The sequence below is a fragment of the Streptomyces sp. NPDC057438 genome (assembly GCF_042802995.1).
Lineage (GTDB): Bacteria > Actinomycetota > Actinomycetes > Streptomycetales > Streptomycetaceae > Streptomyces.
Map to the genome: position 1 here is coordinate 20251 of NZ_JBHVDD010000026.1, position 14218 is coordinate 34468.

Annotated in this window: 11 protein-coding genes and 4 pseudogenes; 8 read left to right on the forward strand and 7 right to left on the reverse strand. The window is 68.6% G+C overall.

The genetic code is table 11. The features are described from left to right. Window positions 1–114: 114 nt before the first annotated feature. Window positions 115–1367 (reverse strand): IS3 family transposase gene (locus ACFU5F_RS16885; protein ID WP_383887544.1). Its coding sequence is split into 2 segments (ribosomal slippage): window positions 115–1085 and window positions 1085–1367, totalling 1254 coding nucleotides; the frame shifts between segments, so codons are not numbered across the junction. Between the two features lie 54 nt (window positions 1368–1421). Here ACFU5F_RS16885 and ACFU5F_RS16890 point away from each other — a divergent pair. Next, window positions 1422–1703, forward strand: a pseudogene (locus tag ACFU5F_RS16890) (transposase); the annotation flags it as partial. Between the two features lie 98 nt (window positions 1704–1801). Continuing rightward, window positions 1802–2410 carry a calcium-binding protein gene (locus ACFU5F_RS16895; RefSeq protein ID WP_383887546.1) on the forward strand — a complete coding sequence of 203 codons (609 nt, stop codon included), beginning with the start codon at window positions 1802–1804 and terminating at the stop codon, window positions 2408–2410. Window positions 2411–2760: 350 nt separating this feature from the next. Here ACFU5F_RS16895 and ACFU5F_RS16900 read toward each other — a convergent pair. Beyond that, window positions 2761–3096 (reverse strand): annotated as a pseudogene (locus ACFU5F_RS16900) (lamin tail domain-containing protein); the annotation flags it as partial. 133 nt (window positions 3097–3229) lie between these two features. On the opposite strand from ACFU5F_RS16900, the gene ACFU5F_RS16905 reads away from it, so the two are divergent. After that, a complete protein-coding gene (locus tag ACFU5F_RS16905) occupies window positions 3230–6358 on the forward strand; it encodes a Tn3 family transposase (protein WP_383887548.1) in 3129 nt (1042 codons plus the stop codon). A gap of 173 nt (window positions 6359–6531) precedes the next feature. Here ACFU5F_RS16905 and ACFU5F_RS16910 read toward each other — a convergent pair whose 3' ends face one another. Beyond that, window positions 6532–7731 carry a terpene synthase family protein gene (locus ACFU5F_RS16910; protein ID WP_383887550.1) on the reverse strand — a complete coding sequence of 400 codons (1200 nt, stop codon included), beginning with the start codon at window positions 7729–7731 and terminating at the stop codon, window positions 6532–6534. Beyond that, entirely contained in the window at window positions 7728–8861 is a 1134-nt protein-coding gene (locus tag ACFU5F_RS16915) for a polyprenyl synthetase family protein (protein WP_329449156.1), read from the reverse strand. The genes ACFU5F_RS16910 and ACFU5F_RS16915 overlap by 4 nt, the downstream gene beginning before the upstream one ends. Window positions 8862–9268: 407 nt before the next feature. Between ACFU5F_RS16915 and ACFU5F_RS16920 the strand changes: the two genes are divergently transcribed. Beyond that, on the forward strand, window positions 9269–10186 hold the full coding sequence (locus ACFU5F_RS16920; protein WP_383887552.1) for a recombinase family protein: 918 nt from the start codon (window positions 9269–9271) through the stop codon (window positions 10184–10186). Between the two features lie 48 nt (window positions 10187–10234). Here ACFU5F_RS16920 and ACFU5F_RS16925 read toward each other — a convergent pair. Continuing rightward, window positions 10235–10414: pseudogene (locus ACFU5F_RS16925) on the reverse strand (lamin tail domain-containing protein); the annotation flags it as partial. Window positions 10415–10941: 527 nt separating this feature from the next. Continuing rightward, window positions 10942–11073 carry a hypothetical protein gene (locus ACFU5F_RS16930; protein WP_383887554.1) on the reverse strand — a complete coding sequence of 44 codons (132 nt, stop codon included), beginning with the start codon at window positions 11071–11073 and terminating at the stop codon, window positions 10942–10944. Window positions 11074–11580: 507 nt separating this feature from the next. Between ACFU5F_RS16930 and ACFU5F_RS16935 the strand changes: the two genes are divergently transcribed. From ACFU5F_RS16935 to ACFU5F_RS16945, 3 genes are read left to right on the forward strand one after another with little or no spacing between them, the layout of a single operon-like run. Next, a complete protein-coding gene (locus tag ACFU5F_RS16935) occupies window positions 11581–12201 on the forward strand; it encodes a DUF6417 family protein (protein ID WP_383887556.1) in 621 nt (206 codons plus the stop codon). Window positions 12202–12222: 21 nt separating this feature from the next. Continuing rightward, the gene (locus tag ACFU5F_RS16940; protein WP_383887558.1) at window positions 12223–12588 is read left to right on the forward strand and encodes a hypothetical protein; all 366 of its coding nucleotides are present in this window, start codon (window positions 12223–12225) and stop codon (window positions 12586–12588) included. A 56-nt stretch (window positions 12589–12644) separates the two neighbouring features. Further along, window positions 12645–13073, forward strand: coding sequence for a barstar family protein (locus ACFU5F_RS16945; RefSeq protein WP_383887560.1), 429 nt, complete (start codon window positions 12645–12647; stop codon window positions 13071–13073). Here the strand turns inward: ACFU5F_RS16945 and ACFU5F_RS16950 are convergent. After that, window positions 13024–13405, reverse strand: a pseudogene (locus tag ACFU5F_RS16950) (IS5/IS1182 family transposase); the annotation flags it as partial. The gene ACFU5F_RS16945 and the pseudogene ACFU5F_RS16950 sit on opposite strands and share 50 nt — an antisense overlap. Window positions 13406–13751: 346 nt before the next feature. Here ACFU5F_RS16950 and ACFU5F_RS16955 point away from each other — a divergent pair. Next, window positions 13752–14204, forward strand: coding sequence for a hypothetical protein (locus tag ACFU5F_RS16955; protein WP_383887562.1), 453 nt, complete (start codon window positions 13752–13754; stop codon window positions 14202–14204). Window positions 14205–14218: the final 14 nt, after the last annotated feature.

Genomic DNA, 14218 nt, shown 5'->3' on the forward strand with positions numbered 1-14218 from the left:
TCGCTGCATCTGGCCCATGGGGCGACGGAATGCGCGGTGGAGTACGAGTTCGAGGGACGGGACTACCTCGTTGCTCTCGTGGGGCACTGAACCGCCCCGGGTTCGGTAGAGATCTCAGGTTGTGGTTGTGACCTGGGGTTTCGTGAGTTCGGTGTAGTAGGTGGCTTCGTACTCGACCGGTGGGACGTGGCCTATCTCACCGTGGAGCCTGCGGTGGTTGTACCAGTCAACATATTCAGCGGTGGCGAGTTCGACCTCGGACAGCGTCTTCCAGGGCCGCCGGGGTTTGATCAGCTCGGTCTTGAACAGACCGATCGTGCTCTCCATCAGGGCATTGTCGTAGGCATCTCCGACTGATCCGATCGAGGCGGCGATGCCGGCGGCGTCCAGGTGCTCGGCGAGCCGGAAACTCGTGTATTGCGACCCGGCGTCCGAGGGATGGATCAACTCGCCTGGTCGAACGGGGTGTTGGTCGCGGTCGCGCTGCCAGATCGCCATCTCCACAGCGTCCAGGACGAAGACCGTCGCCTTCACGGTGGCCGCGGACCAGCCGACGATCCGGCGGGAGAAGGTGTCCACGACGAAGGCGATGTAGACGACACCGGCCCAGGTCTTCACGTGGGTGAAGTCCGCGACCCAGCAGCGGTTCGGAGCCTTGGCGACGAAGTCGCGCTCCAGGCGGTCGGGAGCCCGTTCGACTTGTCCGCCGGGAAGTGTGGTGATCACCTTCTTGCCGCGGACGGCGCCGGTGATGCCGAGTTCGCGCATGAGGCGCTCGACGGTGCAGCGGGCCACCGCATGTCCCTGCCGGTTCAGCTCGCGCCAGACCTTCCGGGCCCCGTAGACGCGGTAGTTGGACGTGTAGACCTCTTGGATGCGCACTTTGAGTTCCTCGTCGCGCACAGAACGGGCGGAGGGAGTTCCGAGGCGTTTCTTGTGGGCGTAGTACGTGGAAGGGGCGATCTTGCAGTCGTGCCCGGTGAGGGTTCTGCAGATCGGCTCGACGCCGCCGAAGCGGTCCCGGTGCTCGTCGATGAACGCTACGAGCGTGTGTGTGGCCGGTCGAGCTCGGCCGCGAAGAAACTCGCCGCGGCCTTCAGGATCTCGTTGGCCCGCTTGAGTTCGGCGTTCTCCTTCTTCAACGCCTTGAGCTGGGCGGACTCCTCCGTCGTCGTCCCCGGACGCTGGCCCCCGTCGATCTCGTGCTGCTTCACCCAGTTCCGGAGCGTCTCGCGGGAGCCGATGCCGAGCTTGTCGGCCACCGTCTGCAGAGCGGCCGTCTCGTTCGGGTGATCGTCGCGCACCTCAGCGACCATGCGCACCGCACGGCGGCGGAGCTCAAGCGGGTAACGGGAAGGTCGTGCCATGACTCGATCCTTTCATGAAATCGAGTCTCTATTCGAGCCGGGGCGGTTCAGTACGTCGATGTGTTGCGGCTGCGGCAGGTGCTGGCCGGACTGCCGCAGCCCGAGGCCGCCGACGGACGTCTGGTCCTCGCGGTGGACGTCACTAACTGGCTCCGCCCGGACGCGCCGACCAGCCCGGACCGCTTGTTCTGTCACGTCTACGGCCGCAGCGGCCGGTCCTCGGACCAGTTCGTGCCCGGCTGGCCCTACTCGTTCGTCGCCGCACTGGAGTCGGGCCGGACCTCGTGGTGCCAGATCCTGGACGACGGGCCCGACGGGCTCGTCCCATCCGTCTCGAACACTATCTGGGGGTTCTCTCCCCATGTGCGGCCCTCTTTCCCCGTTGATGCTTGATCGCAGGCACCGTACTGACTGGAGGAACAGTGGGAACCTCGATGCGCACGGGTTTACAGGCCGTGGTGATGGCAGGCGCGATGGGCGCGGCGCTGGCTTTGTCGGCCGGGCAGGCCCACGCCGCCACCGGTGTGACCGCGAACTCGGCCTTCATCAATATCAATGCCGCGGCCGACAAGGCGAACCAGATCATCATCAACCCGTCCGGCAGCAACATCACCGTCATCGACAACGGTGACACCGTCACCGCGGGGGCAGGTTGTACCCAGCTCAGCGCCAACTCGGTGTCCTGCCCGGCGGGCACACGGACGATCCTCCTCAGCGCGGGCGACCGCAATGACACCGTCATCCTGCGGGCGAGCCTGCGGGCCACGCTCAACGGCGACGCGGGCGGCGACACTCTCCAGACGATCGACAGCACACAACGCGCTGTCCTGGTCGGGGGCGACGGCAACGACATCCTGATCGGCGGTGCGGGCGACGACGAGATCGTCGGTGGGGCCGGCCGGGACATCATGGACGGCAACGCCGGAAACGACCGGCTGGGAGCCATCGACGGCGTGGGGGGCAACGACTCCTCCAACGGCGACACCGGCACGGACATCTGCCCGGGGGACGTGGGCGACCAGGAGTTCGACTGCGAGAGCTGAGCCGCTCATCCGCAGGGCCGGGACCTGGTATCGGGTACCGGCCCTCTGCCGGTTCGGTTCTGCACCGAGCGCCGCCTCTTGCACCGGGTCGGCCACAGGATGGCGCCGCGTCCGTAAACGCATCATCGGGAGTGCTGCCCACCCGCGTGATTACGCAGACCGTCGCGGCCGTAGCCCCGGAACGGCTCCTCCAGCAAAGCCTCGTGGCCCTCGTCTAGAGCACAGACCCCGGATGTTCGGTCGCGAGGGCCGTCCTACCCCGCTGGGCCAGGCGTTCGCATGGGGGCGCGCCCGGCCGTGTGTGGCCGGGCGCGTCCTTGTCGTTATCGGGGTGTGCGCGTGGTGTTGGGTCAGTGGCGGCTGCCACCCTTGTTGTAGTGGCCGCCGCCTCCGCCGTTGTGGTGGCCCCAGGAGTCGCTGTCGATGTGGCGTCCGCGGTCGTTGCGGAGGGTGGCGGTGTCGGAGCGGTTGTCCCAGACGTAGCGGCGGCTGTCCTGGTAGAGGTCGGTGTCGGTGTCGCGTCCGCGTCCGGTGTGGATACGGACCGTGGTACGGCCCTCCAGGCGGTAGTCCTCGAAGGTGTAGGTGTGGCCGTCCTCGTCCTGGAGGGTCCAGCCGTCGAGGTTGACGCTGCGGCGGGCGTTGTTGGTGATCTCCACCCACTCCCGGTTCAGGGAGCGGTTGGACGGCCTCGGGGAACATCGGTACAGCGGTTATCGGTGAGAACGATCATGGCCGTCTAGCACAGTGATCCACTTCGCCGCTGGGGTTCGGTGAAACGCCTCCGGGCCTGGTCCGGGGCTGGCTACGGTCCGGCTCGTGCCGGTGGAATTTCTGAGCGATGAGCAGGCCGAGGCGTACGGGACGTTCGCCGAGGAGCCGACGAGGCCCGAGCTGGAGCGGTTCTTCTTCCTGGATGACGTGGACCGGGACCTGATCGCCCTGCGGCGGACGGAGCATCACCGGCTCGGGTTCGCGCTCCAGATGTGCACGGTTCGGTATGTCGGGCTGTTCCTGGAGGACCCGCTCGCGGTGCCGTGGCCGGTGGTCGAGCACCTGGCCGTGCAGCTCGGCATCGAGGACCCGTCGGTGGTCAAGCGGTACACGGAGCGACGTCAGACGCTGTACGACCACGCGTGGGAGATCCGGGACGCCTACGGCTACCACCCCTACGAGGACGCCGAGTGGGGCCGGCGGTTCCGTACATTCCTGCACGGGCGGGCGTGGACGCACGCCGAGGGCCCGAAGGCGCTGTTCGACCACGCGGTGGGCTGGCTGCGCCGTCACCGGGTCCTGCTGCCCGGGGTGTCCGTGCTGGCCCGGCAGGTGGCGGAGGCGCGGACGGTCGCGGAGAAGCGGCTGCACGCCACCGTCGCGGGCGCCGCCCGCCGCGCGGACCCGGCGCTGCCCGGGGATCTGGTGGCGACGCTGAAGACGCCGGAGGGCTCGCGGTTCTCGGAGCTGGAGCGGCTGCGCCGGCCGCCGACGCGGACGACGGGCACGGCGTTCGCCCGAGCGCTGGAGCGGGTGGACGAGATCGGCGCGTACCGGCTCGGGCGGCTGAGGCTGTCGCAGATCCCGCCGAACCGGATGGCGGCGCTGGCCCGGTACGCGCTGGGGTCGAAGGCGCCGCTGCTGGAACGGGCGGCGGAACCGAAGCGCACGGCGATGCTCACCGCGGTGATGCGGCACCTGGAGGCGAAGGCCATCGACGAGGCCCTGGACCTGTTCCAGGTCCTGATGGCCACCCGGCTGCTGAACACCGCGAAACGCAAGACGGAGAAGGAGCGGCTGTCGACACTGCCGCAGCTGGAGAAGGCGTCACGGGTGCTCGCGCGGGCGGCGAAGGTGCTGTTCGAGGAACTGGAGCTGGTCGAGGAGCAGGCGGCGGACCTGGACGTCGCGGCGCTGTGGGCGGCGGTGGAGGAGGTCGCGCCGCGCGCCGCCGTGATGACGGCGGCCGCGACCGTGGTCTCGCTGGTGCCCGAGGACGAGGACTCGGCCGAGGTTGCCATGCGGGCCGCGCTGGCGAACCGGTACGCCACGGTGCGCCCGTTCCTCGCGTTGCTGGGCGAGTCGAAGGCGCTGGACGCGGCGAGCGCCGGCAAGCGGGTCCTGGCCGGGGTGCGCGGCCTTCCGGCGCTGGCCCGGCGGAAGGTGGGGGTCAAGCCGCTGCTGCCGCGGGAGGTGGACGACAAGCTCGTGCCGCCGGCGTGGCGCAAGGCGGTGTACGCCAACCCTGATCTGCCGCAGGGTGCGGTGGACCGGGACGCGTACGTGGTGTGCGTGCTGGAGCAGCTGCACCGGGCCCTGAACAGCCGCGACGTGTTCGCCGCCCCGTCGCACCGCTGGTCCAACCCGCGGGCCCGCCTACTGGACGGGCCCGACTGGGACGCGGTCGAGGAGGACGTGCTGGCCGGGCTGAGCCTGGACATGCCCGTGACCGAGCACCTGGCGGAGCTGGTGCGGGGCCTGGACGCCGGGTGGAAGCAGCTCGCCGAACGTCTGGAAGAGGCGGGGCCGGCGGCGAAGGTCTCCATCGAGGTGCAGGACGACGGGCGGGTGAAGCTGAACGTCGCGGGGCTCGGGGCGCTCGGCGAGCCGAAGTCCCTGACCTGGTTGCGGGGGCGCGTCGAGAGGATGCTCCCGAAGATCGACCTGCCGGACCTGCTGTTCGAGGTGAACGCCTGGACCGGGTTCCTCGACACGTTCGTGCACCTCGGGGACGGCACGACCCGGATGAAGGACCTGCCCACCTCGGTGGTCGCGTTGCTGGTGTCGGAGGCGTGCAACATCGGCCTGGCCCCGGTGGTCAACCCCGCCCATGAGGCCCTGACTCGGGCCCGGCTCGTGCACGTCGACCAGTACTACCTGCGCGCCGACACCATCGCCGCCGCGAACGCACGGCTCATCGCGGCCCAGGCCGAGGTGCCCATCGTGAAGTTCTGGGGCGAGGGCCTGCTCGCCTCGGTGGACGGGCTGCGGTTCGTCGTCCCCGTCCGCACCATCAGCGCCGCTCCGTCGCCAAAGTACTTCGGGTTCAAGCGGGGCATCACCTGGCTCAACGCCGTCAACGACCAGGTCGCGGGCATCGGGCAGATGGTGGTGCCTGGCACCCCGCGCGACTCCCTGCACATCCTGGACGCGCTGCTGAACCTGGACGGCGGCGTGAAGCCGGAGATGGTGGCCACCGACAACGCCTCGTACTCCGACATGGTGTTCGGCCTGTTCAAGATCCTCGGCTACAACTTCAGCCCCCGGTTCCGCGACCTGGACGATCAGCGGTTCTGGCGGGCCACGATGCCCGGGGTCGAGACCGGAACGTACGGCGCGCTGGAGGATCTGGCCCGCAACCGCGTGAACCTGAACAAGGTGATCACGCACTGGCCGGACATGCTCAAGGTCGCCGGCTCCCTGGTCACCAACCAGGTCCGCGCCTACGACCTGCTGCGCATGTTCGGCCGAGACGGTCGCCCGACCCCGCTCGGGGCGGCGTTCGTGGAGTACGGGCGGATCGCCAAGACCGAGCACCTGCTGCGCGTGGTCGACCCGGTCGACGACACCTACCGCCGTCAGATGAACCGGCAGCTCACTGTGCAGGAGTCCCGCCACAAGCTCGCCCGCGACGTGTGCCACGGCAAGCGCGGCACCATCCACCAGGCGTACCGCGACGGCATGGAGGACCAGCTCGGCGCGCTCGGCCTGGTCCTCAACGCCATCGTGCTCTGGACAACGAAGTACCTCGACGCCGCCGTCAGCCAGCTCCGCGCCGAGGGCCACGAGATCCGGGACGAGGACATCGCCCGGCTCTCTCCGCTCAAGCACAAGAACCTGAACCTGCTCGGCCGCTACAGCTTCACCGCCTCGACGCCGGCCGCCGGTGCCCTGCGCCCGCTGCGCGACCCGGACGCACCGGAGCTGGACGAGGACGGGGACGAACAGGACTAAGGGCGGCTGACCACGTCGGTGATGAGCTCGCGAGTCCTTGCCCTGGTCAGTCGCTTCGCGGCCGCCACGGCGTGGCCGGTGGCAACCTCGCGGGAGATGAGTGCCGGGGCATGGACGCGACCGTGAACCCAGCGATCGGAGCGGCGGGCGCGGCCAGTGATGCGCAGACCCGCTCATAGCGCATGTGTATGTCCGGCCGGGCTGGTGCGGATGCCGCGGATCCGCAGGCCGTGCGGTCCGTAGCGGGCAGCGAAGGCGTATGCGCGGAAGGTTCCTTCGACGGTTAGCCTTACCGCTCGGGTGTAGCCGGTGAGGTCGGGATGGCGGCGGCACAGTGCTTTCGCCAGGCGCATGGTCTCCATAGCCTCGTGGTGCTGCATGGCCATCACCTTGTCGCAGGCTTCCTGCAACGTGAGGCTGCCTTCTTGGTGCAGGACCATGACGAGGTTGCTGGGGTTGCCGTTTCTGATGTCCTTGGCCAATCCCATCACATCATGTCCGAGCAGAACGGCGTATGTGGCTGCCTGACGGAAACGCTTGATTTCCAGGAGGTTTTGGAGGCTGGGCGGGAGGTCGACCGCGTTGAGGAGCGCGGCTTGTTCGTACGCGAGATTCCCGGCCCCTTCGAATTCTCGCTGGAAAAGGAAGGTGTTGACGTCCGGGGGCCACACGCGTGTTTCTGCGTACTCGCGCAGTGCCCATTCACCTGCGTCGAGATATTCCTTGAGGGATTCAACGAAGACCTGTTTGCGGGACTGCCAGCCCGGCATGTGCGCGGCGTAGCGGACGGCGGCTTCGCGCAGGCATCCGAGAAGGGCGGCCCCGTGGGGGTAGGGCCTGGCGGTGCTCACGGGGTCAGGGGGCCGGTCGTCGCGGAACATGTCCAGGATGACCTGATCGATTTCCTCCAGGCTGCGGAGACGCTCAAAGACTGAGTCGGGGGCTGCGCGGGGATCGGGATCGACTCCGTCGTCGTGCATGAACAGTCCGGTGTTGAGCAGTGCCGTGGTGGCCATCAGGGGGGACGTCGGGGAGACGTCAGGAAAGGCATAGGCCGTCCATGCGGCACCCATACGGCTGGCTGCCGCCACGTAGCGATCGTCTTCAGGGGAGAAAACCTGCATTTCGGCCTGGCAGGTGGAAACGAGCTCTTCCACAGCGGCTGGGTGCGGCATAGCTGATTCACCGAAATAGGTCGCGCACGCGGCCGTGTAGTCCAGGACGGCTTCCTGTCCGTTCATCGCGACCGTGCCGGCATCGAAGTGCAGGGCGATCGGAGTGCCGGGCGTCAGTTCTCCGTCAAAAAAGGCCAGCCCATTGCCTTCCTTCCTTCCTTGGGGAATCTGTGACAGCGGCGCCAAGCGGGCATTCACGTGGTCCTCCCAGTGACGGCGTCGGCGAACTCTTGCAGGCTCTGTTCGACGGCTGGAGCGACAGGCACTGTCAGCAGTGCCCGTCCGGCCTGCTCACGACGCACACGGATCATGTCCTCGACCGCGGCGCGGGCGCCGGTGGCGGTGATGATGTGGCGAATGCGGGCAGCGGCGTCCTCGTCGAGACGGGGATCACCAACCAGCGCGTGGAGGGCCTCGCACTCGGCGGAATCAGCACGCTGGAGGGCGAGGGCGAGCAGGACCGTGTGCTTTCCTTGGCGCAGGTCGTCCAGGCGGGGTTTGCCGGTTTCGGCAGGATCGCCGAAGGTTCCGAGGATGTCGTCGCGGAGCTGGAACGCCTCCCCCAGGGGCAGGGCATAGGCGCTGAGCGCATCCAGCATCTCCCTCCCAGCCCCGGCGAGGGCGGCGCCGATGTGAAGGGGCCGTTCGATGGTGTACTTGGCGGTCTTGTAGCGCGCGATGGCCAGCGCCCGCTCGACGTCGGTGGTGGGGCGGCCGGTGGCGGTGAGGTCCAGATACTGGCCGTACATGACCTCGCTGCGCATCACGTTGACCAGGGGTCGTACGCATTCTCGGTGGGCTGGGCTCAGTTCGCTGTCCGGGCCGTACAGGAGTTCGTCCGACCAGATCAGGGCGAGGTCTCCGGCCAGAATGGCGGCTGACTCGCCGAGTGCATCGGCCGCCGCGACGGTACGGCCGTGGTGGTGGTGGGTGGCCAGGGCCCGGTGCACGGTGGGCTGGCCGCGGCGCGTGGCGGAGTGGTCCATCACGTCGTCGTGGATCAGACAGAAGGCGTGGAACATCTCCAGGGACGCACCCGCTCTGACTGCCGGCTGCACGCTGTCGGTGCCGCCGGCTGCGTGCCAGCCGAGCACGCACATCGTGGGGCGAATCCGCTTGCCGCCGGAGGCCAAGAACTTGCCCAGGACGGTGGGGATGTCGACCGGCAAACCCTGGCGGCGGGCCTCGCTGGTCTTGCCGTCGATGAAGGCGTTCAGCACGGCGGTGAGCTCACGGTGCACCCATGGCAGGTCCAGCCGGCCGTGTGCGGGAGCAGGCGGTGAGGACGGAGCCGGATCGTGCGGCGTGGCAGTGGGCAAAGTGCTCACGACGGTTCACCCTTCCGTAGCGGCCCGATTCATGGTCTCGGCCAGTTGGAGGGCGCCCAGCAACGCACCCCAGCATCCCCCGGTTGACCGAGCCCGCAAAGGCGCACACCAGCCACGATTGACGCGTATACGTCCTGCGGAGTGCGCGGTGGCGCACGCCATCCGGCCCCATCAGGAGCGGTGCCGCCACGCGGGCCGGGGGCGCGCAATCCACCCCGCCCGCGCCGGGCGCACAGCCGGGACCGATCTGTCGGCAAACGATCGTTTGACGACAGGGAGCCGATGCGTCCAATCAACCCGTGCAATCCGGGGTTCGCGGCGGCCCGAATCCAATCAGATCCGATGATGATTGCTGACAGGGTTTGACGACAGATAGGGTCCATTCCTCCGTACGGAAGGGGCCCGCAGTGGCAAACCTGGTCTACAAGCGGGTCTCGACCGACCAACAGTCCACCGCCCGCCAGGACCTCGTCCTGGACGAGGCCGGCATCGAGGACCCGGTCGTCTTCGAGGAGGACCCGGGAACCTCCAGCCGCCTCCACCCCCTCCAGCGCCCGCAGTTCGGCGAACTACTCACCTACGCGCGGCCCGGCGACACCGTGCACATCTCCGAGATGTTCCGCCTCGTACGCGGCACCGGCCACATCCTCGACGTGCTCGACGTCCTCCACCGCGACCGCCTCGCGCTGCGCATCCACGACGGCGCGTTCTCCGCGATGGACCTCACCGCCCGCCACCCGCGCACTGGCGAGCTGCTGTCCACCGTGAAGTTCATGGTGCAGACCCTCGCCGCCGCCGGCGAGCTCCAACGCGACCTCCAACGCGAGCTGACCTACGACGGACTGCGCGCCGCCGAGGCCAGGGGCAGCAAGGGCGGACGCCGTCCCGCCGTGGCGGCCGCGAAGACCGAAACCGTCCGCACCGCGTACCTGGGGGGCCGGTCCATCGCCGCCCTCGCGCGCGACCACGGCGTCAGCCGCGGCGCGATCCGCACGGCCGTCGCCGATCTCCTGCCCGAGCACACGGCCGACGACCCGGGCGTCCCGGCCCCGGAGCTGCCAGTCGTCCTCGACATGCCGGGCAAGGTCGCCGACTTCCTCCGCTCGGCCGAGCTGGAGCCCGCCGAGCGCGCCGCGCTCGACCAGGGCGTCACCGTGCGGCGCGGCCAGGGCTACACCCTGCGCGTCAGCGCCGTCCCCGCCGTACACCGCCAGCTTCTCGCCCTCTGTCAGCCGCTCGACGGCGGTCAGGGCCTTCCCGCAGTGCCGGCCCAGCGCAAGGCCCGCCGAGAGTACGAGAACAGGGTCAGCGCACTCGCGCCCTGACCATGATCGTTCTCACCGATAACCGCTGTACCGATGTTCCCCGAGGCCGTTGGAGCGGTCGTCGTAGCCGGGGGAGTCGTACTGGACGTCCGAGATCGTCACCCTCGACCGCTCAGGCCGGGCGTGGTCGGCGGCCGACGCCGGCAGTGTGACCATGGAGACCACGGCGCCGGCGGCGAGCGCGGCGGCGACGAGACTGCGAGCGGTGACAGAAGCGGAAGCGGACATGAGTCCCCCTCAGGGTGCGGACACCCTTCCCCGAAGCCTGAACAGGCCCCGGGATCCGGTGTGGTGGGCGTCGGCGGCCGGCTGGCCGCACACACACCTTGTCCACACCACGGATCACTCGCGGAGAGAACATGGCCTCTGTTACCTGGTGCCCACATTTCCATGACTCTCAGATGTAACGCCCACCTATGTCGCATGTGGCTGCGTTGACGTACCCACAGGTCGGGGGAGGTCTTGCAGGGGTTAGGGCACGGCGTCTCTCCGCCAGGGTGCGCCACCCTGCGGGGGGTTCGGGCCGTCACCCGAAAGTGAGTAACAGCAGGCTGCCTCCCCGAGAACGGCCTCCGACCGCCAGCTGGCAGCCCGGCCCACTCGTGCGTCGGCGGTCGCGGAGCATGTCGCAGAAGGCGAGCGGCCCCGCACCGTGCGGGCGGTCGCCGTGCGACCGCCTGCCCGGACCAAGAGGGAAGGGCCTGCCAGTGAACTGACGAGCCCTCACACAGCACTCATTCCAAACGGGGTGCCCTTTACGGGTGGCCGGGCGGCAGCGGGCCGCAGCAGGCAACGGTTTCGGTCTCGTCGGCGCTGGCGCCGACGAGGGGAGCTACCGCGAACAGCGCGGCCAGTGCCACGATCAGGCCGAGTACTGCTTTGCGCATCACATCTCCTTGTCGTAGTCGAACCAGGTCCAGCCCATCTCCTGCTGGCGAGCGACCTCTACGGTTGGCCGGGCGGTGTGACGCCGCAGCAGGCGACGGTCTGGTTCTGGTCGGCGCCCGCGAGCGGTGTTACCGCAAGTACCGCTGCCAGTGCCACGAACAACCCGAGTACGGCTTTGCGCACGTTCTCCTCCTGATCGCCGGAATCTGGTGCCGCTTGAAGCGGTCACTGACTCAGATGCGCGGACCAGAGGCCTGGTTGTACGGGAGGCCTCACGCGGGAGCGATCTCGACGTTCACAGCCTGATACTCCTGCCAGCCGGACGGGAGAGCCGTTCCCTCACCCAATAGGCCGGCCGTGGAAGCTGGGACGTCGACTTCGGCACAGCCCGGCCCGGCAGCCGGGCGGTTTGTCAGACGCAGTGGCCGGGCGACGGCATGGTCGTTTCCTCCGCCCGCGGTGCCTCGTTGGAGCCCCGAACGCGGATTCACGGGGAGGGGGCGGTTGTGCGGGGTGGGGAGCAGGTTCTTGCGGCGCTGGGGGCGCTGGATGAGCGGGTGCAGGCGTCGGTGCACGGCTGGGTGCTGGCTGCGGATGTGCTGGCGATGAAGCAGCAGGTGCGGGGGCTTGCCGACCGCGGTCTGGTGGAGATCGCCACGAAGGAGGACCGGGCGGAGCTGTCGGCGTGGGAGGGCACCGTGGTGCTGTGGGCGGCCCGCCTGTCCCCGGCCGGACACGACCTCCTGCTCTACGCCCGCACCCGACCCCGTCCCGGCAGCGCCGTCGACGAGCCGGATGCGGGTCGGCGGCTGGTGAAGTTGCTGCCCTCGCAGATGGCGGCGCTGCGTCAGTTCCTGGGCCTGGCCGGCCAGCTGCGGGTGCCGGTGGCGGCAGGGCTGGCGGAGCAGACGCGTACGGCCCGCAGTGATCACGGCGCGCGGCGGTGGCTGCTGTACCTGACGCCGGAACAGATGGAGTCGGTGGCGTACGGGTTCTGGCTGCACCGGATGACCGGATCAGCGATGGAAGCCAACCACTTCGCCCGCGAGTACGGCATCACCCACCACCCCGCTCCGCGCCGGGCCTCTCCGGCCTCAGGGCAGACCACCCCCTGCGAACAGCCGTGAGCGGCGTGGACCTCGCCTCCCGTGGCGGCCACGAAGACCGGCGACGTCCGCACCTCGTACCTGGAGGGCCGCTCGATCGCGGTCCTCGCTCGCGACCACGGCGTCAGCCGCGGCGCGTCTATCCTGCCGTCGCCGACCTCCTGTCCCGATCACACCGCCATCGAGGAGGACGCCCTCGCGCCGGAGCTGTCGGTCACCTTCGACATGCCGGGCAAGGTCGCCGACTTCCCGTCGAGCGCGGACCGTTCGGCAGGATCCAGCTCGGTTGTGCGGAAGAGTGTCCTTGTCGTCCCTGCCCAGCGCAAGGTCCAGCGCGAGTACGAGAAACCGCGTCCTCGGCCTCGGAGCTCCGACCTGAACAAAGTCATCGCACCTCAGCGTGCCTGACCAGGACGGGTTCAAACGGATAGGCAGGCCGCGAGACCGGACGTAATCTGCGGGCTGTGACGGTGAGATACGTGTTGGACGGCAGCCAGGTCAAGACGCTGGAGGACTTCTGGCGGGTCGCCGGCGAGAGCATCGGCTGCGGCGGTTACTTCGGCCGGAACCTTGATGCCTTCGCTGACTGTCTCCGCGGCGGCTTCGGGACACCGGACGACGGCGACTTCATGATCGAGTGGCGCAACCACGAAATCTCCCGCCGTGCCCTTGGACACCACGAGGCTGGACGGCAGCTCGAGATGTGGCTCGCTCGCTGTCATCCGACGAACAGGGACCGCATGGCCGCGAAGCTGGCGGAAGCTCGTGCTGGACATGGCCCGACCGCCTTCGACTGGCTGGTCGAGATCATTGAAGAAGAACTGCCGGGGGCCTACACCTACGTTAGCCAGGCGGGACTGGTCGCGGAACCGGCACGGTGTTCTCGCTGGTGAGGTGGCGGGCCGTGAGGTCTGCCATAGCGGTATGGATCACGGCTCCGGAGCGGGCGGGCCGGATTTCGTAGTCACGGGCCAGGCGGCGGTGGAGCATGAGCCAGCCGTAGGTCGTCGACCACCCACCGCTTCGGGATCAGGGTGAACCCCCTGCTCACGGGCTTGCGTTGAGTGATTTCCATGTCGATGCCGAGGCCTGCGGCGTGCTCGACGAGGTGCTGGCGGTAGCCGCCGTCGACCCAGATGCGGGGATGTTCGGTGGCGACCTGGTCCAGGAGCTGGCCGTCGGTGATGGAGTCCTGCACGCTCGCCGCCGGCGCTCGAAACGCTAGGCCGCCAGGACCGACTCGATCAACTCCCAGCGGGCATCGGACAGATCACCCGGATAGTTGGGTCAACTCCTGGCGCAGATCCTGGGCCCGCTACCCACACTCCGCAGCGCACCCGTCGACCACGACGAGGCTGCGGCTTGCCGAGTTCCCGAAGTTCAGGCTGTGACCGAGGAGAATGCAAATCACAGAATCTCACCATGTGTGACCGCTATTTGATGCAGACTGGGCGCCGCTTCCTGGGCGCGGGGTTCTGCCTGTGCCCGGTTACGAGAAAGGCACCCCTTTGCGCCGTTCCTCACGTGTGGCTGCCCTTGTCGCGGCCGCTGTGGCCGTCATCGCTTGGCCGATGCCCGTCCATGCGGCCTCCACCAGCGGGGCTCTCATGGTCACGCACGTCCGGCCCAACGCTGCCGGGGCCGACGTCAAGGACGGCAAGCAGGTCAATCTCAACGGCGAGTACTTCGTCATCAAGAACGTCACCACCAAGACGGTCAACACCGGCGGCTACGTCCCCGACATCACCACGAACACTTACGGCCGCGCGCTGCCCTCCTACAGCCTGCCGGCCAAAGCGAAGGCATACGTGCACACCGGCAGCGGCACCAACCGCAAGGAGTCAAGCGGCAGCCACCACATCTACCGCGGCTACGGCCGGCACGTGCTGCTCAACACCAGTACCGCCAAGAACCCCGACCTGCGACTGAAGAAGCCCGGCAGCGCCGACAACAACGCCGCCGTCGGCACCATCAGCTCCTGCAACTGGAACACCGCAGCAGACGGAAAGACCTACGCCTGCTGAAGCCCCCTGCGGAA

Bases quoted from the DNA above. Each gene is read 5' to 3' on its own strand.
- ACFU5F_RS16895 (WP_383887546.1), top strand. From the start codon at position 1,802: ATGCGCACGGGTTTACAGGCCGTGGTGATGGCAGGCGCGATGGGCGCG.
- ACFU5F_RS16930 (WP_383887554.1), bottom strand. From the start codon at position 11,073: ATGCGCAAAGCAGTACTCGGCCTGATCGTGGCACTGGCCGCGCTGTTC.
- ACFU5F_RS16955 (WP_383887562.1), top strand. From the start codon at position 13,752: ATGCCCGTCCATGCGGCCTCCACCAGCGGGGCTCTCATGGTCACGCAC.